Source organism: bacterium (assembly GCA_016124905.1).
Lineage (GTDB): Bacteria > Pseudomonadota > Alphaproteobacteria > Rickettsiales > RI-342 > RI-342.
The window spans coordinates 1-23,939 of record WGMV01000035.1 but is presented as its reverse complement, the minus strand read 5'-3'; the positions used below and the strand labels follow the sequence as shown (position 1 = coordinate 23,939).

Below are 23,939 nucleotides of genomic sequence, written 5' to 3'. Positions count from 1 at the left end.
TTATGGGCTTGAATAATCAACGTATCGCACCGATCACGACACCGCAGCTGGTGAACGCGCAGGGGGCTCCGCTTTCCGGCAAGCCGGTGCCTGCGGGCAAGGATCAGGACGCGATCCTGAATCAGGTGATGGACGAGTTCAACGACAAGGGCTTCGTTGTGGCCCAGCTGGATAAGCTGGTGGCATGGGCGCGCAGCGGCTCGCTGTGGCCGATGACCTTCGGCCTGGCCTGCTGTGCGGTGGAAATGATGCAGGGCGCGGCCAGCCGTTACGACATGGATCGTTTCGGCGTGGTGTTTCGCCCAAGCCCCCGTCAGTCGGACGTGATGATTGTGGCCGGTACGCTGACCAACAAGATGGCCCCGGCGCTGCGCCGTGTGTATGACCAGATGGCCGAGCCGCGCTATGTGCTTTCCATGGGCTCATGTGCCAATGGCGGCGGGTATTACCATTATTCCTATTCCGTGGTGCGCGGGTGCGACCGCATTGTGCCGGTGGATGTGTATGTGCCGGGCTGCCCGCCGACGGCAGAAGCCCTGATTTACGGCATTTTGCTGCTTCAGCGCAAAATCCGCCGTACGACCAGCATTGCGAGGTAACATGCGTGAGGACCTGATTTCGCTGGCACAGTATATCGAGAAGAAGGCCGGGCCGCTGGTGGCGGGCGGTCTGTTCATCAATGGCGAGCTGGTGCTGGAAGCCGAGCGTGAGCATATCATCGGGCTGCTGAAGTTTTTGCGGGACGACCCGAAATGCGAATTCAAAATGTTTACGGATATTTCCGGCGTGGATTACCCGCAGTGCGAAGAGCGCTTCGAGATCGTCTATCACCTGATGAGCCTGACGCATAACCGCCGCATCCGCGTGAAGGTGTGGACGGATGAGCTGACGCCGGTACCTTCGGCGGTGGATGTGTTCGCCGGGGCGAACTGGTATGAGCGTGAGGTGTATGACCTTTATGGCGTGTTCTTTTCCGGCCATCCGGATCTGCGCCGTATTTTGACGGATTACGGCTTTGACGGCCACCCGCTGCGCAAGGATTTTCCGCTGACGGGTTTTGTGGAAGTGCGCTACGACCCTGAGCAGCGTCGCGTGGCCTATGAGCCGGTGAAGCTGACGCAGGATTTTCGCAATTTCGATTTCCTCAGCCCATGGGAAGGGGCGGATTATCCGCGCCCGACGCATGTGCCGGGGGAGGATGCCAAACCGGCTACTGACAATACCAAAGGCAAGGTCGCATGACGCAGGCCCCTATGAACCAAGATGTTGAGATCAAAAACCTGTCGCTGAATTTCGGCCCGCAGCACCCGGCCGCGCATGGCGTGCTGCGCCTGGTGCTGGAGCTGGACGGCGAGGTGGTGGAGCGCGCGGACCCGCATATCGGCCTGCTGCACCGTGGCACGGAAAAGCTGATCGAGTATAAGACCTATACCCAGGCATTGCCTTATTTCGACCGGCTGGATTATGTGGCGCCGCTGTGCCAGGAACATGCATTTGCGCTGGCAGTGGAAAAGCTGCTGGGCTGCGAGGTGCCGCTGCGCGCGCAATATATCCGCGTACTGTTCGCCGAGATTTCACGCATCCTGAACCATCTGCTCAACATCACCACGCAGGCGCTGGATGTGGGGGCGATGACGCCGCTGCTCTGGATGTTTGAGGAGCGTGAAAAGCTGCTTGAATTCCAGGAGCGCGCCAGCGGTGCGCGGTTTCACGCGGCCTATTTCCGTCCGGGCGGGGTGCATCAGGATATTCCGAAAGGGATGCTTGAGGATATCGACGCGTTCTGTGATTCCTTCCTCAAGGTGATGAAGGATATGGAAGACCTGCTGACGGATAACCGCATCTTTAAGCAGCGTATGGTGGATATCGGCGTGGTGACGCGTGAGGATGCCTGCAACTGGGGCTTTTCCGGCGCGATGCTGCGCGGCAGCGGCGTTCCCTGGGATTTGCGCAAGGCGCAGCCTTACGACGTGTATGACAAGATGGATTTCAAAGTGGCCATCGGCAAGAACGGTGATTGCTATGACCGTTACCTGCTGCGGGTGGAGGAAATCTATCAATCCATCCATATCATGCGCCAGTGTATTGAGCAGATGCCCGCCGGCCCGGTGATCACGGAAGACCCGCGCATCGCGCCGCCGCGCCGTGAGATTGCCAAGCGTACGATGGAAGGGTTGATCAACCACTTCAAACTCTACACGGAAGGCTTCAACGTGCCCGCGGGTGAAACCTACACGGCCGTGGAAGCGCCGAAAGGCGAATTCGGCGTGTATCTGGTTTCGGACGGGACGAACCGGCCGTACCGCTGCAAGATCCGCGCGCCGGGGTTTGCGCATTTGCAGGCGCTGGATTTCATGACGCGCGGCCACATGCTGCCCGACGTGGTGGCGGTGATTGCGACGCAGGATATCGTGTTTGGTGAAATTGACCGGTAGGAGCCCAAGACCTTGATGTTTCATCCAGCTAAGGAACAACCGGAGAGCTTCGCTTTTTCGAGCGAATATCAGAAAAAGGTTGATGTTGTTCTGAAAAAATACCCAGCGGGCAAGCAGGCCAGTGCTATTTTGCCGCTGTTTGATCTGGCGCAGCGCCAGTGCGGCGGGTGGCTGCCGCGCGCGGCAATCGAGACGGTGGCGCATATGCTGCGCATCCCAGTGATGCGCGCTTATGAGGTGGCGAGTTTTTACAGCATGCATAACCTGGCGCCGGTGGGGGAGCATTTCATTCAGGTGTGCCGCACGACGCCGTGCTGGCTGCGTGGGTCGGAGGATATTCTCAAAGCCTGCAAGGACAAGCTCGGCGTGGGGATGAAACAGACCACGGCGGACGGCAAGTTCACGCTGGTGGAGGTGGAATGCCTCGGCGCGTGCGCCAACGCACCGATGGTGCAGATCAATGACGATTATTACGAAGACCTGACGCCCGACCAGATGAAGAGCATCATTGACCAGCTGGCCGCGGGCAAAAGCGTGAAGCCGGGGCCGCAGAACGGCCGGTTGCATTCATGCCCGGAAGGCGGGCCGACCACGCTGAAGACGGCCACGCTAAAAATGGCGGGCGACAAGAAATCCTCCAAGAAAAAAGGCGCGTGAGATGCTGAGCGATAAGGACCGTATCTTCACCAACCTTTACGGCCAGGAAGGCGCTGACCTGGATTCCGCCATGGCGCGTGGTGACTGGCAGGGGCTGAAGTCGCTGTTTGCCAAGGGGCCGGATGCGATCATCGAGCTGGTAAAAGCCTCCGGGTTGCGCGGGCGCGGTGGGGCGGGTTTCGCCACGGGCATGAAATGGTCCTTCATGCCGAAGGAGGTGAAGGACAAGCCGCATTACCTGGTGGTGAACGCGGATGAGAGCGAGCCCGGCACCTGCAAGGACCGGGAGATTATGCGTAACGAGCCGCACAAGCTGCTGGAGGGCTGCCTGATCGGCGGTTTCTGCATGCGGGCGCATGCGGCGTATATCTATATCCGCGGGGAATATTACCGCGAGGCCGAGGCGCTGGAGCGCGCGGTGGCGGAGGCCTATAAGGCCGGGATGCTTGGCAAGAATGCCGCTGGAACGGGCTGGGAATTTCATATTTACGTCCATCGTGGGGCAGGGGCTTATATCTGCGGTGAGGAAACCGCGTTGCTGGAAAGCCTGGAAGGCAAAAAGGGCCAGCCGCGCCTGAAGCCGCCATTCCCTGCCGGTGCGGGACTTTATGGCTGCCCGACGACGATCAATAACGTGGAAACCATTGCCGTGGTGCCGACCATCCTGCGCCGCGGGCCGGAATGGTTCGCCGCACTGGGCAAGCCGAACAATACGGGCACCAAAATTTTCTCCATTTCCGGGCATGTGAACCATCCATGCAACGTGGAAGAGGAGATGGGCATCGGCTTGCGTGAGTTGATCGAAACCCATGCGGGTGGTGTGCGCGGCGGGTGGGACAATCTGCTGGCTGTTATCCCGGGCGGGTCGTCCGTGCCGGTGCTGCCCAAGCATATCTGCGATACGGTGACGATGGATTTCGACAGCCTGCGCGCTGTTCAGTCTGGTCTGGGCACGGCGGCGGTGATCGTGATGGATAAAAGTACGGATATTGTGGAAGCGATCGCCCGGCTGTCGCATTTTTACATGCATGAATCCTGCGGGCAATGCACGCCTTGCCGCGAGGGCACGGGCTGGATGTATCGCAGCATGAAGCGCATGGTGATTGGCGATGCGAAAATCAGCGACATCGACCAGTTGCTGGATGTGGCCAGCCAGGTGGAAGGCCATACGATCTGTGCGCTGGGGGATGCTGCTGCGTGGCCGATCCAGGGGCTTATCCGCCATTTCCGTCCTGAGCTGGAGCGCCGCATCACGGAATATCAGCGCACGAAAGTGAAGTTGCCCGGGCATCACAAGCCCGTGAACCCTACCCATATACACGCCGCCTAGGAGCCCATGAGCATGGTCAAACTCGTTGTTGATGGTCAGGAAGTGGAAGTACCGGCAGGGGCGACGGTGCTTCAGGCATGCGAAGCCGCCGGGCAGGAAATTCCGCGCTTTTGTTACCATGAGCGCCTGGCGATTGCCGGGAATTGTCGCATGTGCTTGGTGGAAGTGGAGCGCGCGCCCAAGCCTGTGGCCAGCTGCGCCATGCCGGCGGGCGAGGGGATGGTGGTGAAGACCAACAGCCCGATGGTGAAAAAAGCCCGTGAAGGGGTGATGGAATTTCTGCTGATCAACCACCCGCTGGATTGCCCGATCTGCGATCAGGGCGGCGAGTGCGATTTGCAAGACCAGGCGATGGGTTATGGCCGCGGTGAAAGCCGCTTTCACGAACATAAACGCGCGGTGGAAGAGAAATTCATGGGGCCGCTGGTGAAAACCCAGATGACCCGCTGCATCCATTGCACGCGCTGTGTGCGTTTTGCGCAGGATGTGGCCGGTGTGCCAGAGCTTGGGGCGATCGGCCGTGGCGAGCATATGGAAATCACGACCTATCTGGACCAGACGATTACGTCCGAACTGTCGGGCAATCTGGTGGATTTGTGCCCCGTGGGCGCATTGACGTCGCGTCCTTATGCGTTCCGTGCCCGCCCATGGGAGCTGCGCCCGGTGGAAAGCATCGACGTGCTGGATGCGGTTGGCAGCAATATTCGCGTAGATGTGCGCGGGCGCGAGGTGATGCGCATTCTGCCGCGTATCCATGAGCAGGTGAACGAGGAATGGATCAGCGATAAAACGCGCCATGCATGCGATGGGCTGCGCGCGCAGCGTCTTGATCGTCCCTATGTCCGCAAGGGCGGCAAGCTTCAGCCCGCAAGCTGGGAGGAGGCCTTCCAGACCATCGCCGCCAAGATGGATGGCGTAAACCCTGACCGGGTCGCCGCGATTGCGGGCGACCTGGTGGAGGTAGAGAGCATGTTCGCCCTGAAGGAGCTGCTCCAGCACCTGCGCGTGCAAAATATGGATTGCCGCCAGGACGGCAGCCAAGTCGATGCGGGCGTGCCGGTTTCCTACCGCTTTAACAGCACGATTGCGGGCGTTGAGCAGGCGGATGCGGTGCTGCTGATTGGCACGAATCCGCGCCTGGAAGCGCCGCTGGTGAACACGCGCCTGCGCAAGGCATATCTGAAAAGCAGGCTGAAACTGGCCGCGATCGGTGAGCCCTGCGAGCTGACCTACCCCGTGGAATGGCTTGGAAACAAGCCTGAGCTGATCACCAAGGGCGAGGCGGTTGCCAAATTCTTTGCCAAGAGCGAACGGCCGATGATCATTGTCGGGCAGGGGGCGCTCAACCGTGACGATAGCGGGGCGATTCTTCAGGCGCTTTACAAGCTGGCCGGGCAGATTGGCCTGGTGAAGGACGGCTGGAACGGCTTTAATGTGCTGCACACGGCGGCGGGCCGTGTGGGCGGGCTGGATATCGGCTTTGTGCCCGGGGCCAATGGCCGCAGCACGTCGCAGATTCTGGATGCCGCTGAAGCCGGTAACATGGATGTGGTGTTTCTGCTGGGGGCGGATGAGCTGGATACCAGGCGCCTGGGCAAGGCTTTCGTGGTGTATCAGGGGCATCATGGCGATGCCGGGGCAATGCGGGCGGATGTGATTCTGCCAGGGGCGGCCTATACGGAAAAGGACGGCACCTATGTGAATACGGAGGGGCGCGTACAGCGTACGGCCGTAGCCGTACTGCCGCCAGGCGAGGCCCGTGAGGACTGGAAGATTATTCGTGCACTGTCCGATTATCTCAAGCATCCGCTGAATTATGATACGCTTGAGGCGTTACGCGCCGATCTTGGCGAGCAATATCCGCATCTGCTGGAGCTGGATGCCATCCGCCCCGTGAAATGGCAGGCGTTCGGAGGCAAGGGCGCTATCGGGAATGCTCCATTTGCTCAGGTTATCGAGAATTTCCATATGACCGACCCGATCAGCCGCGCGTCCAAAACCATGGCGGAATGCACGCGCGCCCTGCAACAACTATCTTCCAAAGAGGCGGCCTGACATGGATTGGCAGAGCATTCTTAATGAATACCTGATGCCGCTGCTGCAATTGCTGGGGCATATCCTGCTGGTGCTGGTGCCATTGATTGGCGCGGTGGCCTACCTGACGCTGATGGAGCGCAAGGTGATTGCCGCCATGCAGCTGCGCGTGGGGCCGAACGTGGTTGGGCCTTTCGGGCTTTTGCAGCCGATTGCGGACGGTATGAAGCTGATGTTCAAGGAGCCCATCATTCCGTCGGGCGCGAACAAGCTGCTGTTCCTGCTGGCGCCGATGATCACCTTCATGCTGGCATTGCTTGGCTGGGCGGTTATTCCATTCGCCGAACAAGGCGCGGTGGCCAATATCAATGTGGGGGTGCTGTACCTGCTCGCGATTTCCTCGCTCGGGGTTTACGGCATCATCATCGCCGGGTGGGCGAGCAACTCCAAATACGCCTTTTTTGGGGCGATTCGCTCGGCCGCGCAGATGGTTTCCTATGAGGTTTCCATCGGTCTTATCATCATTACGGTGTTACTGTGCGTGGGCTCTCTGAATCTGTCGGATATCGTGATGGCGCAGAAGAAGATGTGGTTCGTGATTCCGCTGTTCCCGATGGCGATTGTGTTCTTTGTTTCCACGCTGGCGGAGACCAACCGCCACCCGTTCGATTTGCCCGAGGCCGAGGCCGAACTTGTGGCCGGTTATAACGTGGAATATTCCTCCATGCCTTTTGCGCTGTTTTTCCTTGGGGAATATGCCAACATGATCCTGATGAGCGGGATGAGCACCATCCTGTTCCTGGGAGGCTGGCTGCCGCCGATGGATATGCCGGCATTGAACATGGTTCCCGGGCTGGTCTGGTTTGTGCTGAAGGTCGTGTTCATGTTGTTCTGTTTCATCTGGATGCGGGCGACCCTGCCGCGTTACCGTTATGACCAGCTTATGCGCATTGGCTGGAAATTCTTCTTGCCTTTCACATTGTTATGGGTGGTTCTTACCGCCGGATTTTTAATTTATACCGGCAATTTGCCCGCCTAAGGAGTTGATATAATGCTTAATTATGCGGGCAGAGTCTTTTTTCTGAAAGAGATCGTGTACGGGTTGTGGCTGACGCTTTTCTACATGTTCAAGCCCAAGGTCACGTTGAATTATCCTTTTGAAAAAGGGCCTTTAAGCCCTCGTTTTCGTGGGGAGCATGTGCTGCGCCGCTATGCCAATGGCGAGGAACGCTGCATTGCCTGCAAACTCTGCGAGGCCATTTGTCCGGCACAGGCCATCACCATTGAAGCCGAAGTGCGTCCCGACGGCAGCCGCCGCACCACGCGGTACGACATTGATATGACCAAATGCATTTATTGCGGTTTTTGCCAGGAGGCATGCCCGGTGGATGCCATCGTTGAAGGGCCGAATTTCGAATTCGCGACCGAAACGCGCGAAGAGCTTTACTATAATAAGGAAAAACTCCTTGCCAATGGCGACCGGTGGGAGGCTGAAATTGCAGCTAACCTGCTGGACGATGCGCCCTACCGTTAAACCAGATGCTGTGGTGTTTTGAAGATGCATAACAACATGTCGACATTGTGGAACGGCCAAGCTATAGCTCAGGCGATTGAGGTATCCCGATGATTGCCACCATTTTATTCTACCTGTTCGCGGCATTGCTGATTTTGGGCGGCCTGACGGTGGTGACCACCAAAAAGCCCGTGCATGCCGTGCTGATGCTGATTTTCTGCTTTTTCAACGCAGCGGCGCTTTTCCTGCTGATCGGGGCGGAATATCTCGCCATGACGCTGGTCATTGTTTATGTGGGCGCGGTGGCGATTCTGTTTCTCTTCGTCGTGATGATGCTGGATGTAAACCTGGTAAGCGTGAAGCAGGGCTTTAACCGGATGCTGCCGCTTGGGCTGGTGATGCTGGCCGGCTTTGTTGCGCTGGTTTATGAGCGTCTGTCACCGGATATCAAAAAAATTCCTGCGGGTGCTGCAACGGATGGGGTGACCAATGTTCACGCCATCGGCGCCCAGCTTTACACGAGCTATATTTATCCGTTCCAGCTTTCCGGGCTCATCCTGCTGGTGGCGATGGTCGGGGCCATTATGCTGACGCTGCGCCACCGCAAGGATGTGCGCCGCCAGGTTGTACGCAAGCAGGTGATGCGTAAGAAAAAGGACGGCGTGGCGCTGGTGGATGTCAAGACAGGTAGCGGGGTGTAGGTATGGATGCGGTGTTTTTTCAGAATATCTCGCTTGAGCATTATGTGCTGGTTTCCGCCACATTGTTTGCTATCGGTATTTTCGGCATCGTGGCCAACCGTAAGAACGTCATCACGCTTCTGATGTCGGTGGAGCTGATGCTGCTGGCGGTGAATATCAACCTGGTGGCCTTTTCGGTTCAGCACGGGCATTACACGGGGCAGATATTCTCCCTGTTCATTTTAACGGTCGCGGCGGCTGAGGCCGCCATCGGCCTTGCCATTCTCGTCGTCTTCTATCGCAGCCATGGCAGCATCGCCGTGGATGAAGCCAGCCAGTTGAAAGGGTAACGCAACATGGCGCTCTGGGTTGTTTTACTGCCGCTGATCGGGTTTCTGCTTGCCGGAACGACGGTGCGTTTTATTTCGCCGCGCATCGCGCAGATTGTGACCGTGCTGCCGATGATCGGATCGGCTGTGCTGGCGGGCATGGTGTTTAACGATGTGGTGATGAACAAGCATGCGTTTGTGCAGGACATTGCACCGTGGATTTCCGTCGGCAATCTTAACATCCACTGGGCGCTGCATCTGGATGCGCTGACAGCCGTTATGCTGATTGTGGTGACATGGGTTTCCACCGTGGTGCATATCTACTCGGTCGGCTATATGAGCCATGACCCGCATCCGCAGCGATTCATGGCTTATCTGTCGTTGTTCACTTTCTGCATGCTGATGCTGGTGACGGCCGATAATTTCATTCAACTGTTTCTCGGCTGGGAAGGGGTGGGGCTTGCGTCCTATCTGCTGATCGGTTTCTGGTTCAAGCGCGAATCTGCCAATGCGGCTTCGATGAAGGCGTTTATTGTAAACCGGGTCGGGGATTTCGGGATGGTGCTGGGCATTCTGCTGATTTATCTCACCTTCGGCACGCTGACATTTGGCGATGTATTTGCCGCGGCGGGAAGCTCCGCCTACCTTACCCATACGACCTTCTTTCTCGGGCATGAGTGGCATACGATCACGCTGATCTGCCTGCTTCTGTTCATTGGCTGTATGGGAAAATCCGCCCAGTTCGGTCTGCATACCTGGCTGCCGGACGCCATGGAAGGTCCTACGCCTGTTTCCGCGCTCATTCACGCGGCGACCATGGTGACGGCGGGTGTTTTCCTTGTTGCGCGTTGTTCCCCACTGTTTGAGCTGTCGCCGGAGGCGCTTGTGGTGGTGACGGTGGTCGGTGGGTTCACTGCGCTGTTTGCCGCAACCGTCGGCATGGTTCAGACGGATATCAAACGGGTGATCGCCTATTCCACCTGCAGTCAGCTGGGCTACATGTTCTTCGCCTGCGGGGTGGGGGCTTACGCGGCCGGTATTTTCCATCTGGTGACGCACGCGTTTTTCAAGGCGCTGCTGTTCCTTTGCGCGGGGTCGGTAATCCACGGCATGCATGACGAGCAGGATATGACGCGCATGGGCGGGCTCGCGCCGAAAATGAAAATCACTTACGCCTTCATGCTCATCGGCTCGCTTGCCTTGATGGGCGTGCCACCGCTGGCCGGCTATTATTCGAAGGATGTCATCCTGCAGTCGGCATTCGCGGTGCATACGGATGCGGGGGAATTCGCCTTTGTGTTCGGCTTTATCGCCTCCATCCTCACGGCTTTTTATTCTTTCCGCCTGCTGTTCCTGACCTTCCATGGCCAGGAGCGCGGCGACAAAAAGGTGCATAAGCATGCGCATGAGGCTCCGGCCATCATGTGGGCGCCGCTGTTGCTGCTGGTCGCGGGAAGTCTTGGCGCAGGTTATGTGGGCGTGCATTATTTCGATGTGCTGTCGCAGGAGCTGAACTTCTGGAACGGTGCCATCAAAATCGGCCCGCATAACGAGGTGCTGGAACTGGCGCATGGCCACCCGGTTGCCTGGTGGGTGACGAAACTGCCGATCCTGTTTGCCCTGCTGGCTGCCTATTACCTTTACCTGAAGAGCCCGGCTGCGGCTGACAAACTGAAGCTTGCGCTCCGTCCCATCCATCAGTTTCTGTGGCGCAAATGGTACATCGATGAGCTGTATGACGCCGTGTTCGTCAAGCCAGCGCTGGCGCTTGGCCGCCGCTTCTGGCAGCTGGTGGATGTGCGCATCATCGACGGGCTTGGCCCCAACGGCCTGGCGCGCCTTACTCAATATGCCGCCAACCGGCTTTCCGGCCTGCAAAGCGGTTACCTTTTCCATTACGCCCTGGCGATGATGCTCGGCATTTTCGCCCTGCTTGCCTTCACCTTGCTACGTTAACGGATTGACCATGCTCGACACTGTCATCTCCACGCAATGGCCCATCCTGAGCAGCCTTATTCTGCTGCCGCTTATCGGCAGTCTCGTGCTGCTGGTGATGCGGGATGAGACGCAGGCCGACCGTTGTGGCGTCAAATGGGTCGCGCTGTTTTTCTCCCTGCTGACGCTGGCGCTTTCCGCCGTGCTCTGGTGGCGGTTCGACCATGCTTCCGCGGGCTATCAGTTCGTTGAGAACATCGCCTGGTTTCCGGGTATGAATATTTCCTACCACCTTGGGGTGGATGGGATTTCGCTGTATCTGCTGATGCTGACGGCCTTCCTGCAGCCCATATGCATTCTGGCTGGGTGGGGGGCGATCGAGAAGCGTCTGAAGGCCTATCTGGTCTGCTTCATGGTGCTGGAGAGTTTCGTGATCGGCGTGTTCTGCGCGCTGGATATGGTGCTGTTCTACCTGTTCTTTGAAGGCATGCTGATACCGATGTACCTGATCATCGGTATCTGGGGCGGGGATAACCGCGTGTATGCGGCGTTCAAGTTCTTTCTATATACGCTGCTTGGTTCGGTTCTGCTGCTGGTGGCGCTGCTTTATATTTATAACCAGACGCATACGACCGATATCGTGCTGGTGACGCAACAACTGCCCAAACTGCCTCTGGAAATCCAGAAGTGGTTGTGGCTTGCTTTCTTTGCTTCCTTCGCGGTGAAGGTGCCGATGTGGCCGTTCCATACCTGGCTGCCGGATGCGCACGTGCAAGCGCCGACGGCGGGGTCGGTCATTCTGGCGGGTATTCTGCTCAAAATGGGTGGGTACGGCTTCATCCGGTTTTCGCTGCCGATGCTGCCCGCCGCTAGCGTTTACTATGCCGACCTGGTTTACTGGCTGAGCGTGATTGCGGTGATCTACACCTCGCTGGTGGCGCTGGTTCAGCAGGATATGAAAAAGCTGATCGCCTATTCGTCGGTGGCGCATATGGGCATGGTGACGCTCGGCATTTTCAGCTTCAGCAATGAGGGCATCCAGGGCGCGATGATGCAGATGATCAGCCACGGCCTTGTGTCCGGCGCGCTGTTTATGTGCGTGGGCGTGGTGTATGACCGGCTGCATACGCGGGAGATTGCGCGCTATGGCGGGCTGGTTGAGCGTATGCCTGCCTATGCGTTCGTGTTCCTGTTTCTTACTATGGCCAGCGTTGGGTTGCCGGGTACTTCCGGGTTCGTGGGAGAGATCCTGGTGCTGCTCGGTATTTTCAGCGCCAATAAGCTGATCACGCTGCTGGCGGCCACGGGGATGATCCTCGGCGCGGCTTATGCGCTGTGGCTATACCGCCGCATCATGCTGGGCGAGTTGACCAAACCTGATCTTAAGAAAATGCTCGATCTGGATGCGCGTGAATGGTTTGCTTTCGCCCCGGTGTTGCTTCTGGTGCTGGCGCTCGGCATTTACCCGACGCCGCTGCTGCAAAGCATGCAGCCAGCTATTGGGCGTGTATTACATGAGTTTTGCGATTATTCTCACCAATCCGCCATTCATGGATGCGAGGCGTTGACCATCAGCCATGAACAGCCCATCCTGAATCAGGAATAAATTATGCCGATCAGCATGTTTGACATCACCATTCTTCTGCCAGAAATATTCCTGAGCATTGTGGCCATGCTGCTGCTGGTGGCGGGGGCTTTCTCCCCGGGCTTCAAGGCCTCGCAGATGTGCTATCTGCTGCTCGGCAGCGTGGCTGTGGCGTTTGCCGTAGCTGTGGAACCGGGCTCCCTCCGTGTGGGGGAAGCGTTTTACGGCATGGTGCGCGTGAGCGAGTTCACCCTGGTGTTTAAGCTGCTGGTGATGGGAGCTTCAGGCCTGGTGCTGCTGATGATGGCGGGGCATCTCAAACAGGAGGAGCGTTCCGGCCGGGCTATCGGGTTTGAGATGCCGATTCTGGTGGTGCTGGCAACCGTTGGCCTGATGCTGATGGTTTCCGCCAATGATCTGATTGCGCTTTACATGGGCCTAGAGCTGGCGAGCCTGAGCATGTATGTGCTGGCTTCGGGCGATGTGAAAAACCTGGTTTCGACGGAAGCCGGGCTGAAATATTTCGTGCTGGGCGCGATTGCTTCCGGCTTTGTGCTGTATGGCTCCTCGCTGGTTTATGGCGTCAGCGGCACCACCTCATTTGCGGGTATCGCCAGTTTCGCCAAGGAATCCGGCGGCGCTTCCGCCATGATGGTGCTGGGGGTGGTGTTTATCGTGGCGGGGCTGTGCTTCAAGGTATCCGCCGTGCCGTTCCATATGTGGACGCCGGATGTGTATCAGGGCTCGCCGACCTACATCACCGCATTTTTCGCCACGGCGCCCAAGGTGGCCGCGCTGGCGCTTTTCTCGCGCGTGCTGATGGAGCCGTTCGGCAGCCTGGCCGCTTCCTGGCAGCAATTGCTGCTGTTTGTCGCCGTGGCATCCATGATCATCGGCGCGGTGGCGGCCATTCGGCAGCGCAACATCAAGCGCATGCTAGCTTTCAGCTCCATCGGCCATGTGGGCTATATGCTGATGGCACTGGCGGTCAATACGCCCGCAGCCTATGAGGCGATGGTGCTGTATCTGCTGATTTATGTGGCCATGTCCGCCGCCATGTTCGCCTGCATGCTGAGCCTGAAGAACGCCAGTGGCTATATCGAATCCATCGACGATATGGCGGGGCTTTCCAAAAGCCATTTCTGGCATGCATTCGCCATCAGCGCGCTGATGTTTTCCATGGCGGGCATTCCGCCGCTGGCTGGTTTTTTCGCCAAATTCATCCTCTTTCAGGCCGTGGTGCAGGCGGGGTATGTGTGGTTGGCCGTTGTGGCGGTGCTGTGCAGTGTGGTCGGCGCTTATTATTATATCCGTATCGTTAAGCTTATCTGGTTTGACGATGCGGCGGTGGCACTCAGCTTTGTGCGTTCACGGTCGGTTCAGGCCGTCACGCTGGCGGGCACCGCGCTGACATGCCTTTATGTGTTTTACCCGCAGCCGCTCATCGATGCAGGGCATTTTGCCGCCAGCGCATTGATGTAATGTAGAGAGGCTTATGGCAAAGCCTGACCAGAATCATGTGGATGATTACTCGTTTTCCGACACGAAAGGTGTGTTTCCTCTTATTGTGCTGGAGGAAGTGGAGAGCACATCCGACGCTTTAAAGCATTTATGTCGTGCGGGCGATGCAAGGCACGGGCTGGCGCTGGCGGCGCGAAGCCAGACCCGGGGCAGGGGGCGGCACGGGCGCGAATGGTTCTCCCTTCCCGGCAATATTATGATGTCGGTCGCATTGCAGAAGGCGGAGCTGGAGTTTCATGCGCAGCTGTCGCTGGTGTTTGGGATGGCTGTGTGCCGTTATCTGCGCGGGCTGATGCAATCACCGGAGCAGCTTGTGGTGAAATGGCCGAACGACTTGTTGTGGCAGGGCCGCAAGGCAGGGGGCATTCTGCTGGAGGCGGAAGGGGATTTTCTTGTGGTCGGCATCGGGATCAACCTGCTGGAATCGCCCGCTGTGATGAAGGATGAGGCGGTGTCGCTTCAAAGCTCGTTCATGGCCTCAGCCGTGGCGGCCGCGCATTACGCGCCTTTGCGTCAGGCCATTCTTGAAGCTTATGGCATATGGGGGAAGCATGGGTTTTCACCCTTCCATGAAACATGGGCGGAATTTGCCTTCCGCGTGGGTAGCGAGGTGCGGGTCCGGCAGGGGGATGATGTGCTGACGGGATGTTATGACGGGATCAACGCGGATGGTGCGCTTTGCCTGAAAACCGACAAAGACCGTCTGTGCATCGCCGCCGGCGAAGTTGTGCTGCTTGAGGGGAATGGCTGATGTTGCTGGCGATCGATGTGGGCAATACCAATATCGTGGTGGCGCTGTTTAACGATGACGGCGGCATCCATGCGCAATGGCGCATTGCCACGCATCGTTATCAGACAGCGGATGAGTTTATGCTGACGCTGGAAGGGTTGTTTCGCCTGAAAGGCATCGCCTATGGCAGTGTGACGCATGCCATTGCCGCCTCCGTGGTGCCGATGCTGAACGGTACGGTGAAAGAGGCGGTGAAAAAACTCTGCCATGTGATGTGCCGCATGGTGGGGGACGAATCCCTGCCCATCGATATGCCGGTTGACCTGCGCAACCCGCAGGAACTTGGGGCCGACCGACTCGTGAACGCCTTTGCCGCGCGCGAGACATTCGGGCCCAACCTGATTGTGCTGGACCTTGGCACGGCAACGACCTTCGATGTGGTGGACATGCGCGGGCACTATGTGGGCGGCATTATTGCGCCGGGGCCCAATATCTCGCTCAAGGCACTGCATGATGCCGCGGCCAAGCTGCCCTCGGTGAATTTCGCCAAACCGCGTGACGGTGTGGTGGGAAAGGATACGGTGGGGGCGATGCAGTCCGGCATTTATTATGGCTATGCCTGCATGATCGGCGGGCTCATTGAAAAACTCAGGGCCGATATGGGAGAGCCGACCGTACTGGCCACGGGGGGATTGGCAACGCTGATCATGGATGAGGTGAAAAGCATTCAGCATCACGTGCCTGACCTCACCATGCAAGGGCTCTGGATGATCCATAAGGCTGCTGCATAAGAAACATATGGCTTCTTTGGGCCACTGGGCCTACAGGCTAATGAACCTTTTTGATTAAGAAACACCATGCTACGATTTAAAGATTTATCACCTGAAACACTCTATTTCGTGCCGCTGGGCGGTTCGGACGAAATCGGCATGAATGCCAACCTTTATATCTACCAGGGCAAGGCCATCATGGTGGATCTGGGCATCGGGTTTGCACATGAGGATATTGCCGGGGTGGATGTGCTGGTGCCCGACCTGGCCTTCATGGAAGAGCTTGGGCCCGCGCTTCAGGCGCTGATTATCACCCACGCGCATGAGGATCATATCGGGGCGATCGCCTACCTGGCCGATGCCATCCGCTGCCCGATTTATGCCAGCCCGCTGGCCAAGGGTATCATCGATGCCAAGCTGGTGGATAACCAATCACCCTATAAACTGGTGACGCGGGAATACCAGGCCGATACCAGGCTGACATTCGGGCCGTTCTCCATTGAATTTGAACCGATTACCCACTCCATACCGGAAATGCATGCGGTCATCATCCACACGGATAAGGGTACGGTTTTCCATACGGGGGACTGGAAGCTGGACCCCCAGCCGGTGATCGGCAAGGCAACGGACAGCGCCAGGCTCAAGGCGATTGGCGAAAAAGGCGTGCTGGCGCTGGTGTGCGATTCCACCAACGTGTTTGTGGAGGGAGAATCCGGATCCGAAGGGCAGGTGGCCGAGGCCCTGCCCGAGGTGATTGCCCATTGCAAGGGCAGGGTGGTGATGGGCACATTTGCCACCAATGTGGCGCGTGTGGACAGTATCTGCGCTGCGGCCAAGGCGGCCGGACGGCATGTGGCGCTGGTGGGGCGTTCGCTCTGGCGAACGACGGAAGCGGCGCGGGAAAGCGGCTATCTCACGCAATATCCACCGTTTTTGACCGATAAGCAGGCGATGGAGCTGCCCCGGCACAAGGTGCTGATTCTGGCGACGGGATGCCAGGGGGAGGGCCGCGCGGCGCTTAGCCGTATCGCCCATAACGATCATCCCGTGGTGCGGCTTTCCGCCGGGGATACGGTGTGTTTTTCCTCGCGGGATATCCCGGGCAACCACGTGCGCATCGGCATGCTGCAGAATGCGCTGGTGCGCAACCGTATCGAGGTGATTACCTCCTATGACGCGCCGATCCATGTTTCCGGCCATCCCGCGCGGGAGGAACTGCGCCAGCTATATGGCTGGCTGAAGCCGAAAATTGCCATTCCCACACATGGCGAGGCGCGGCACCTGCATAAGCATGCCGCGCTGGCGCGGGAATTAGGCGTGCCAGAGACGGTGGAGGCGTTCAACGGCGCGGTTATTCAGATTGCGGAAGGGCAGACGCGCATCACCGGGCAGGTTCAGGCCGGGTATTACGCAGTGGATGGCAGCAGCCTGCTGCCGCTGAACGGCGATGTGCTGAAAACACGGGCCAGAGTGCGGGATAACGGGGCTGTTTTTATCAGCCTGTTGATGGATGACGACGATGAGATGGATATTCGCATCAGCGCGCCAGGATTGCTGGATGCTCATGAGGACAGAGGCTTGATTGATGAATTACGCCTGCATCTGGAAGAACAGGCCCTGACGCGACGGCAAAAGCAGGGTGAGGCGATCAGCAAGCGCGTGGAGCAGGCGGCCCGCAGGTTTCTGGAGCGTGAATGCGATAAACGCCCTTATGTCATTGTACATATGTTGGGATAAGTGTAATAAATTATGGATTTTCCGTCATTTATTGTTGTTTTTTCATTTAGCTGGTGGCTGTTTTTCTTTTTGCTTCTTCCCATCGGCAACCAGGTGGAAGAGGCACCTGTCCCAGGGCAATCCACAGGGGCCCCTGCAGGCATAAAGCTTGGTAAAAAAGCGGTTTGGGCGACGATCCTGTGCCTGCTCTTCACTGGCATGTATTTTGCTGTGATTCACTATGGACATCTTTCCATCGAGAAGATGCTGCATGTCAAAAACTGGCAGGAATGGGAACAAAAACAGCATGAAAAGACACAATAAAACTATATTTTTCACGGCCTTGTTTTCTTTTTTTTCAGTACAAACTTACTGTTTTGCCGCTGATCTGCCCCATAACGGCCGCGATGTGCTTCATCAGGGGCGAGATGTGGTGCATGAGGGGCGAGATGTGCTGCAGGAAGGGAAGGATGTTGTGCAAGACGGCGCTTCCGTTGTGCCGGAGCTGCCCAAGCGCCCGTGTCACTCCGCATTGCATAAGCCCAAGGACGGCACCATGTATGAAGCCGGTAAAACGGCTGAAGGCTGGCAGGTTTCATCGCCTTACGCACCCGGCACGGAACCTATGGAAATGGATGCGAAAGACGTCACGATTCCGCTGCAGAAAAACCTCAATGACGCGTATCCGATTCACAACAAACATCTCGATAAAAACCTGACTGCCATACAGCTTGGCACCGTTACGTTTGATGAGAATGGACAGCTCAATGGCAAGTCGCTCAATGACGCTGCAAACGCAGCAAATGAGCCGTGTAGCGAAGAATAATCCTTCAGCTCGCCATTAGCGCATGCTGCGCAAGCCCAGTGTTTGCCTTATGTTGCGCGATATGGCGCATATAGTGTTTTCAGGCCTGATTTGAAGCATGCAATATCGCGATGTATTTTCCATAATATACATTATGCGATATATTTGTGCATGGTCAGGGGGCCTAAAAACGCCCTGTTTCTGGCTCTATTCCTGGCTTGCGGCGTGATGCACCAGCATGATGCTGAGCCCTATGGAAATGGGCAATATAAGCGCTGTGTATGCGGCCAATCCGACGAGCATTTGTGTGTTGTGCGCACTCAGCAATCCCATGATCGATATCGGCAGCATCATTGGCAGCAGCAAACAATAGCTGATGCTTCCCCGCTGTGAGATGGCGCATGTGAGCGCTGCACCTAAGCATGCAAATGCGCCCAGCGCGACAATTGCCAGCGCGTATGACGTGGCTAATCCAGGCATGTTTTCGTGGCCTGCTCCCCATGCTATCAACCATGCTACCAGGCCCATTGGAAGCATCACACAGCACAGAAACGCCAGGTACTTGGCCACCACCCACCCTCCCAGTAGCAATGGGCGTGTTTGCATGATTTCCAGGGTTCCCTGCTGCAGCTCTTCGTCAAACCACCATTCCTGCCCGTATAGCGCGGCGAAGCTAATGCCGAGCCAGCTCATCACCAGCCATAGCGGCATGGTGGCGGCGCCCGGCAGCGTCAAATAGACACCAAAAACAAGCACCAGCGCAAAAACACTAAGGCTTTGGTACAGCACGCCCTGTTTGCGCCAGCCGAGCCATAAGGCCTGCTTGATGTTATTGGTTAGAATAATCATTCATTTTCCTGATAATCATCAATATTTATCTCCATTGCTCCAGGTATATCCATATCAATATGGCTGGAAACCACAACGATTCCGCCCTGCTGGCAACGGCTGTGGATAATTGTTTCGAGTATGTAGGCGCCTTCCCTGTCCAGGTTCGCCATTGGTTCATCCAGAAGCCAGCATTTTCCCGGGCTTAACAGCATGCGTGCGTTGGCGACACGGCGTTTCCATCCTTGGGATAAGTCTTTGTAGGGCTGATGAAGGATTGCCTTGAGTTGCCACAAATGAACAGCGATCGGCAAGGCGGGCAGCGCATCGAAGGCCTCTGCCCAGTAATAAAGATTCTCTTCTACTGTAAGTTCAGGCCACATACCATTGTTATGACCTAGATATTGGCATTCACGCCAATAGTCGCTCTGTTTATTGACCGGCGTTTTATTCCACTCCACCGTACCTTCGGCCGGTTTTAGCTTGCCGGCGATGATTTTCAGCAGGCTGGTTTTTCCGCTGCCGTTGGGGCCGCGCAGCAGGAGTAATGCGCCCGGAAAGAGCGTGATTCCAAGGTCTTGAACCAGTTGCACCCCTCCGCGGCGGATGGTAAGCTGGTTTAATGTCAGCATAAGGCCCAAAAACCTTTATAGCGCGCCCATGTAACGCGAGGTTGCGATAACCATTCTTTAAGCTATAGCTGACAAACCTACCACAGCAAATAACACGCTACGTAGACAACAATTTTCTTAAATGGGGTACTTCAATGGCCGGTTTGGATAACCTGAAAACGCTCACCACCCTGAGCACAGGCAGCAATACGTATCATTATTTTTCCATCGAAAAAGCCGGTAAAGCCCTGAATGTTGATTTCAGCCGCCTGCCCTTTTCCATGAAGGTGCTGCTGGAGAACCTGCTTCGTTTTGAGGATGAGCGCTCCGTAACCGTGGATGACATCAAGGCCATCGGTGAATGGCTGAATACCCGCGTGTCTGAGCAAGAGATTGCCTACCGTCCTGCCCGCGTGCTGATGCAGGATTTTACCGGCGTGCCTGCGGTGGTGGATTTGGCCGCAATGCGTGAGGCCATGACGGCCCTCGGCGGCGATACGTCCAACATCAACCCGCTTTGCCCGGTAGACCTGGTGATCGACCACTCGGTGATGGTGGACCATTATGCCTCTCCCAAAGCGTTTGAAGAGAACGTGGACCTGGAGATGGAGCGCAACCAGGAGCGTTATGAATTCCTGCGCTGGGGCAGCAAGGCATTCAACAATTTCCGCGTGGTGCCGCCGGGCACCGGCATCTGCCACCAGGTGAACCTGGAATATCTGGCCAAGGTGGTGTGGACGAAGAAAGAAGACGGCAAGACCTATGCCTACCCCGATACCTGTGTGGGCACGGACAGCCATACGACCATGATCAACGGCCTGGCAGTGCTGGGCTGGGGCGTGGGCGGCATTGAGGCGGAAGCGGCGATGCTCGGCCAGCCGGTTTCCATGCTGCTGCCGGAAGTGGTGGGCTTCAAACTGACCGGTAAATTGAAGGAAGGCACGACGGCGACCGACCTGGTGCTGACCGTGACCAACATGCTGCGCAAAAAAGGCGTGGTAGGCAAGTTTGTGGAATTTTACGGCGACGGCCTGGCCAACCTGCCGCTGGCCGACCGCGCGACGATTGCCAACATGGCGCCGGAATATGGCGCGACCTGCGGCTTCTTCCCGGTTGATGGCGAGACGCTGGCTTACCTGAAGCTTTCCGCCCGCGACGAAGAGACCATCAAGCTGGTGGAAACCTATGCAAAAGCGCAAGGCATGTGGCGCGTGGACGGTATGGCCGACCCGGTGTTCACCGACACGCTGTCGCTGGATATGAGCACCGTGGAGCCGAGCATTGCCGGCCCGAAACGCCCGCAGGACAAGATTGCGCTGTCCCAAGCTGCGGAGAAATACAAGGCCGACTTCCCTACCCTTGTTGGCGATGCCAAACCGGATGCCAAGATCTCCGTCGGTGGGAAATATGACCTTGAGCATGGAGCTTTGGTGATTGCGGCCATTACAAGCTGTACCAACACCTCCAACCCCAACGTGATGCTGGCGGCTGGTCTGGTGGCGAAAAAAGCCAATGCACTGGGCCTGAAGGCGAAACCGTGGGTGAAGACCTCCCTCGCCCCCGGCTCCCAGGTGGTGACGGAATATCTGGCGCATGCGGGCGTGGATAAGGACCTGGATGCGATTGGCTTTAACCTGGTTGGTTATGGCTGCACGACCTGCATCGGTAACTCCGGCCCGCTGAAGCCTGAGATTGAGCAGGCGATCAAGGATGGCAACCTGGTGGTTGGCTCCGTGCTTTCCGGCAATCGTAACTTTGAAGGTCGCGTTCACCCGCTGACGAAGGTGAATTACCTGGCCTCCCCGCCGCTGGTGGTGGCTTACGCGCTGGCAGGCAACATGAATATTGACCTGATGAAAGACCCGATCGCCACCACGTCGGATGGCAAGAAGGTCTACCTGAAGGATATCTGGCCGACCAATGCCGAGGTGGCTGAAACGGTGCTGAAAAACGTGACCGCGACTATGTTCAGAACGCGCTATGCGGACGTGTTTGCCGGAACGACCAGCTGGCAGCACATCAAGGTCAAAGAAGGCCAGACCTTCAACTGGCAGGGCGACAGCACTTATGTTGCCAACCCGCCTTATTTCGAAGGAATGCAGAAAACGGCGAGCGGCATTGGCACGGTTCAGAACGCCCGCGTTCTGGCTGTTCTGGGCGACAGCATCACGACCGATCATATTTCCCCGGCCGGTAACATCTCCAAAACCAGCCCGGCAGCGAAATACCTGACGGAGCACGGCGTACAGCCTGCCGACTTCAACTCCTATGGCGCGCGTCGCGGCCATCATGAGGTGATGATGCGCGGTACTTTCGCCAATATCCGCCTGAAAAACGAGATGCTCGACGGCATCGAGGGCGGATTGACCAAATATGTGCCGACCGGCGAGCAGATGAGCATCTATGATGCAGCCATGAAATATAAAGCCGACGGCACCCCGCTGGTGATCTTCGCCGGTAAGGAGTATGGCACGGGCTCCTCCCGCGACTGGGCAGCCAAGGGGACCATCCTTCTGGGCGTGAAAGCCGTGATCGCCGAGAGTTTCGAGCGTATTCACCGCTCAAACCTGGTGGGCATGGGCGTGCTGCCGCTGACCTTCAAGCCCGGGACGGATCGCAAGACGCTTGGACTAAAAGGCGATGAAATCGTTACGATTCAGGGGCTTGAAAAGGGCCTGAAGCCGCGCATGGATCTGTCGCTGCATATTCAGCGGGCGGATGGCTCCACGCTGGATGTGTCTGTGCTTTGCCGTGTCGATACGCTCGATGAGGTGGAATATTACACCAATGGCGGCATTATGCCGTATGTGGTGCGTCAGATCCTGGAGCAAGGCAAGCGCAAGGCGGCTTGAGGAACGTTTTCCTGTGAATGATGAATAGGATAGTTGTCTTCCTGAGCGAAGCGAAGGAGCTGTGTGCGGATTTTAGAAAGATCCGTTGCTGCGCTCAGGATGACAGAACGTGATATCTATCGTAATCCAACAATGCTGATGCGGACTGGAGTGCAACCCTACTTGGCAGTTGTTTCGGATATGATTGTTCCTAGACAGATAAATGCAAAAATGAGTAGCAGTGTATTTCCAACAACAGTATTCCATTGATATCTATTCCATCTACAGAGGGAAGAGGGAAGAGGGTAGTCGGTGTCTATCAAGCTCTATTTTTAGTTTGATTATAAAAAGCACTACAAATAGTAGCGCCATGGCAATAATAGTGGGGATTGCGCCGCCAAAAAAGATATTTTTATTTGTATGGAGAAATGCGCATACGGCTCCCAAATAAGCCACATTTGCCCATTGGTGCGTCATATTATCGCTGTTTTTCTCTACTTTGAGCTTCTTATTCATAGTTTCCTCCTTATTTTACATATGCCTATTGTATAAATAGCATCTATACTTACAACGCTTATAGCAACGAAGCAGCAAACTGGAGAGGCTCTTTCTTTCCGTCATACCGACGCAGGCTGGTATCCATGCTTGCCCTACAACTGCGCGCAGGATGACGAGGGGAGGTAAAGAAGTCTGATGACACAACTATTGCAAACCCAGCATTTTCAACGGTCGTTTCATATTTGTTTCACAATCCTTGCTATAATGGTTTAAGGATTGGAGTGTTATGACCGACCAGACGATGGACCCAAATGGCCAGGGAGTTCCCGCTATTATGCAGGGATTTCAGTCGTTTGCGGCCAAAAAACAGGCCGGTTTGAACAATATGGAGGCCCTTGCCTCCACGCTGAATGAGAGCGATCCTGAGGAAGCTCAGCATTTTTTCAATACTTTGAACCAGTTTGGTGTGCTGAAAGTGAAGCACGACATGTATGGCGACCGGCTGTCCTTCAACCCGCTTGGGTTGCTGCGCGTTGGGCCGCTGTTCACCTTTTTGACGCTGGGTGATAAAATCTTTCGTAATATCAGCTTGTTCGGCACGGGTGACTGGATTGCTGACCGCATTGTGGACCTGCGCCATGGCGCGCGCGACCTGGCCATTATGGGCGTGGAAAAAGGCAGCCAATTGCTGACGGAACAGGGGCACCTGACCGAGGACCAGGCGCAGAACCTAAATATCAATGAACATCAGGTGGATAAGGCATTAACCTGGATGGGCATTGCCAATGCCGTCGGTCAGACGGACGATATCATCAATTTTGTCCGCCGCGTGGTGGACACGAATTTTGCCGCCGTCAAGCATATGCCGATGGTGGGCGACCTGATTAACGATGCGGAAAATACGCTGGTTGATTCCATTTCCCAGGGCACGGGCAACCCGATCGGCCGGATTGCCATCGGCCTGGTTCAGGGGCTGGTGCTGGGGTACGGCCTGTTCTCCGTGTTTGAAAAGAATATTGAAAATAGCGAAAATGCCATGGCGCTGCAGGTGCTTAACCTGGTGCGCCCGGTGATGGATTTCATCCGTCCCTTTTCCGAAGAGCTTGAGACCTACGATATTGCCGGCGGTGT

The 23,939-nt window shown here is 56.7% G+C and carries 23 protein-coding genes; 20 read left to right on the top strand and 3 right to left on the bottom strand.

The genetic code is table 11. The features are described from left to right. The first annotated feature begins 2 nt into the window (after nt 1-2). The 18 genes from GC177_09115 (at nt 3) to GC177_09030 (ending at nt 18,061) form a co-directional block, all read left to right on the top strand. Nucleotides 3-599, top strand: a complete 597-nt coding sequence (locus GC177_09115) for an NADH-quinone oxidoreductase subunit B (protein ID MBI1276116.1) — start codon at nt 3-5, stop codon at nt 597-599. Between the two features lies 1 nt (nt 600). Then, on the top strand, nt 601-1,242 hold the full coding sequence (locus GC177_09110) for an NADH-quinone oxidoreductase subunit C (GenBank protein MBI1276115.1): 642 nt from the start codon (nt 601-603) through the stop codon (nt 1,240-1,242). Nucleotides 1,243-1,253: 11 nt separating this feature from the next. Further along, nucleotides 1,254-2,435, top strand: coding sequence for an NADH-quinone oxidoreductase subunit D (locus tag GC177_09105; GenBank protein ID MBI1276114.1), 1,182 nt, complete (start codon nt 1,254-1,256; stop codon nt 2,433-2,435). Between the two features lie 15 nt (nt 2,436-2,450). Beyond that, a complete protein-coding gene (gene nuoE / locus GC177_09100) occupies nt 2,451-3,092 on the top strand; it encodes an NADH-quinone oxidoreductase subunit NuoE (protein MBI1276113.1) in 642 nt (213 codons plus the stop codon). A gap of 1 nt (nt 3,093) precedes the next feature. Continuing rightward, nucleotides 3,094-4,422 carry an NADH-quinone oxidoreductase subunit NuoF gene (nuoF, locus tag GC177_09095; protein ID MBI1276112.1) on the top strand — a complete coding sequence of 443 codons (1,329 nt, stop codon included), beginning with the start codon at nt 3,094-3,096 and terminating at the stop codon, nt 4,420-4,422. Between the two features lie 12 nt (nt 4,423-4,434). Further along, complete coding sequence (locus GC177_09090) at nt 4,435-6,477, top strand: NADH-quinone oxidoreductase subunit G (GenBank protein MBI1276111.1); 2,043 nt, start codon at nt 4,435-4,437, stop codon at nt 6,475-6,477. Nucleotide 6,478: 1 nt separating this feature from the next. Then, on the top strand, nt 6,479-7,495 hold the full coding sequence (gene nuoH / locus GC177_09085; GenBank protein MBI1276110.1) for an NADH-quinone oxidoreductase subunit NuoH: 1,017 nt from the start codon (nt 6,479-6,481) through the stop codon (nt 7,493-7,495). A 12-nt stretch (nt 7,496-7,507) separates the two neighbouring features. Next, complete coding sequence (gene nuoI / locus GC177_09080) at nt 7,508-7,990, top strand: NADH-quinone oxidoreductase subunit NuoI (GenBank protein MBI1276109.1); 483 nt, start codon at nt 7,508-7,510, stop codon at nt 7,988-7,990. Nucleotides 7,991-8,079: 89 nt separating this feature from the next. Next, entirely contained in the window at nt 8,080-8,670 is a 591-nt protein-coding gene (locus GC177_09075; protein MBI1276108.1) for an NADH-quinone oxidoreductase subunit J, read from the top strand. A gap of 2 nt (nt 8,671-8,672) precedes the next feature. Next, nucleotides 8,673-8,999 (top strand): NADH-quinone oxidoreductase subunit NuoK, encoded by a 327-nt coding sequence (nuoK, locus tag GC177_09070; protein MBI1276107.1) that lies wholly within the window; start codon nt 8,673-8,675, stop codon nt 8,997-8,999. Between the two features lie 6 nt (nt 9,000-9,005). Continuing rightward, nucleotides 9,006-10,934, top strand: coding sequence for an NADH-quinone oxidoreductase subunit L (gene nuoL / locus GC177_09065; GenBank protein MBI1276106.1), 1,929 nt, complete (start codon nt 9,006-9,008; stop codon nt 10,932-10,934). A gap of 10 nt (nt 10,935-10,944) precedes the next feature. Further along, complete coding sequence (locus GC177_09060; GenBank protein ID MBI1276105.1) at nt 10,945-12,519, top strand: NADH-quinone oxidoreductase subunit M; 1,575 nt, start codon at nt 10,945-10,947, stop codon at nt 12,517-12,519. A gap of 9 nt (nt 12,520-12,528) precedes the next feature. Further along, nucleotides 12,529-13,980, top strand: coding sequence for an NADH-quinone oxidoreductase subunit NuoN (gene nuoN, locus GC177_09055; GenBank protein MBI1276104.1), 1,452 nt, complete (start codon nt 12,529-12,531; stop codon nt 13,978-13,980). A 13-nt stretch (nt 13,981-13,993) separates the two neighbouring features. Next, nucleotides 13,994-14,770: a biotin--[acetyl-CoA-carboxylase] ligase gene (locus GC177_09050; protein MBI1276103.1), complete on the top strand. Its 777-nt coding sequence runs from the start codon at nt 13,994-13,996 to the stop codon at nt 14,768-14,770. Further along, nucleotides 14,770-15,540: a type III pantothenate kinase gene (locus tag GC177_09045; GenBank protein ID MBI1276102.1), complete on the top strand. Its 771-nt coding sequence runs from the start codon at nt 14,770-14,772 to the stop codon at nt 15,538-15,540. The genes GC177_09050 and GC177_09045 overlap by 1 nt, the downstream gene beginning before the upstream one ends. Before the next feature lie 66 nt (nt 15,541-15,606). After that, the gene (locus tag GC177_09040) at nt 15,607-17,256 is read left to right on the top strand and encodes an MBL fold metallo-hydrolase (protein ID MBI1276101.1); all 1,650 of its coding nucleotides are present in this window, start codon (nt 15,607-15,609) and stop codon (nt 17,254-17,256) included. Nucleotides 17,257-17,268: 12 nt separating this feature from the next. Beyond that, nucleotides 17,269-17,559, top strand: a complete 291-nt coding sequence (locus GC177_09035; protein ID MBI1276100.1) for a DUF1467 family protein — start codon at nt 17,269-17,271, stop codon at nt 17,557-17,559. Beyond that, entirely contained in the window at nt 17,507-18,061 is a 555-nt protein-coding gene (locus GC177_09030; GenBank protein MBI1276099.1) for a hypothetical protein, read from the top strand. Before GC177_09035 ends, GC177_09030 begins: the two co-directional genes overlap by 53 nt. 186 nt (nt 18,062-18,247) lie before the next feature. Here GC177_09030 and GC177_09025 read toward each other — a convergent pair whose 3' ends face one another. Both GC177_09025 and ccmA read right to left on the bottom strand, forming a co-directional pair. Beyond that, nucleotides 18,248-18,889, bottom strand: coding sequence for a hypothetical protein (locus tag GC177_09025; protein ID MBI1276098.1), 642 nt, complete (start codon nt 18,887-18,889; stop codon nt 18,248-18,250). Beyond that, complete coding sequence (ccmA, locus tag GC177_09020) at nt 18,886-19,500, bottom strand: heme ABC exporter ATP-binding protein CcmA (protein MBI1276097.1); 615 nt, start codon at nt 19,498-19,500, stop codon at nt 18,886-18,888. Before ccmA ends, GC177_09025 begins: the two co-directional genes overlap by 4 nt. A gap of 134 nt (nt 19,501-19,634) precedes the next feature. Here ccmA and acnA point away from each other — a divergent pair, with 134 nt between their 5' ends. Next, the gene (gene acnA, locus GC177_09015) at nt 19,635-22,331 is read left to right on the top strand and encodes an aconitate hydratase AcnA (GenBank protein ID MBI1276096.1); all 2,697 of its coding nucleotides are present in this window, start codon (nt 19,635-19,637) and stop codon (nt 22,329-22,331) included. A 261-nt stretch (nt 22,332-22,592) separates the two neighbouring features. On the opposite strand, the gene GC177_09010 is transcribed toward acnA, so the two are convergent. Further along, a complete protein-coding gene (locus GC177_09010; GenBank protein ID MBI1276095.1) occupies nt 22,593-22,826 on the bottom strand; it encodes a hypothetical protein in 234 nt (77 codons plus the stop codon). A 268-nt stretch (nt 22,827-23,094) separates the two neighbouring features. Here GC177_09010 and GC177_09005 point away from each other — a divergent pair. Further along, nucleotides 23,095-23,939: hypothetical protein (locus GC177_09005; GenBank protein ID MBI1276094.1), on the top strand; the 845-nt coding region annotated here is incomplete at its 3' end.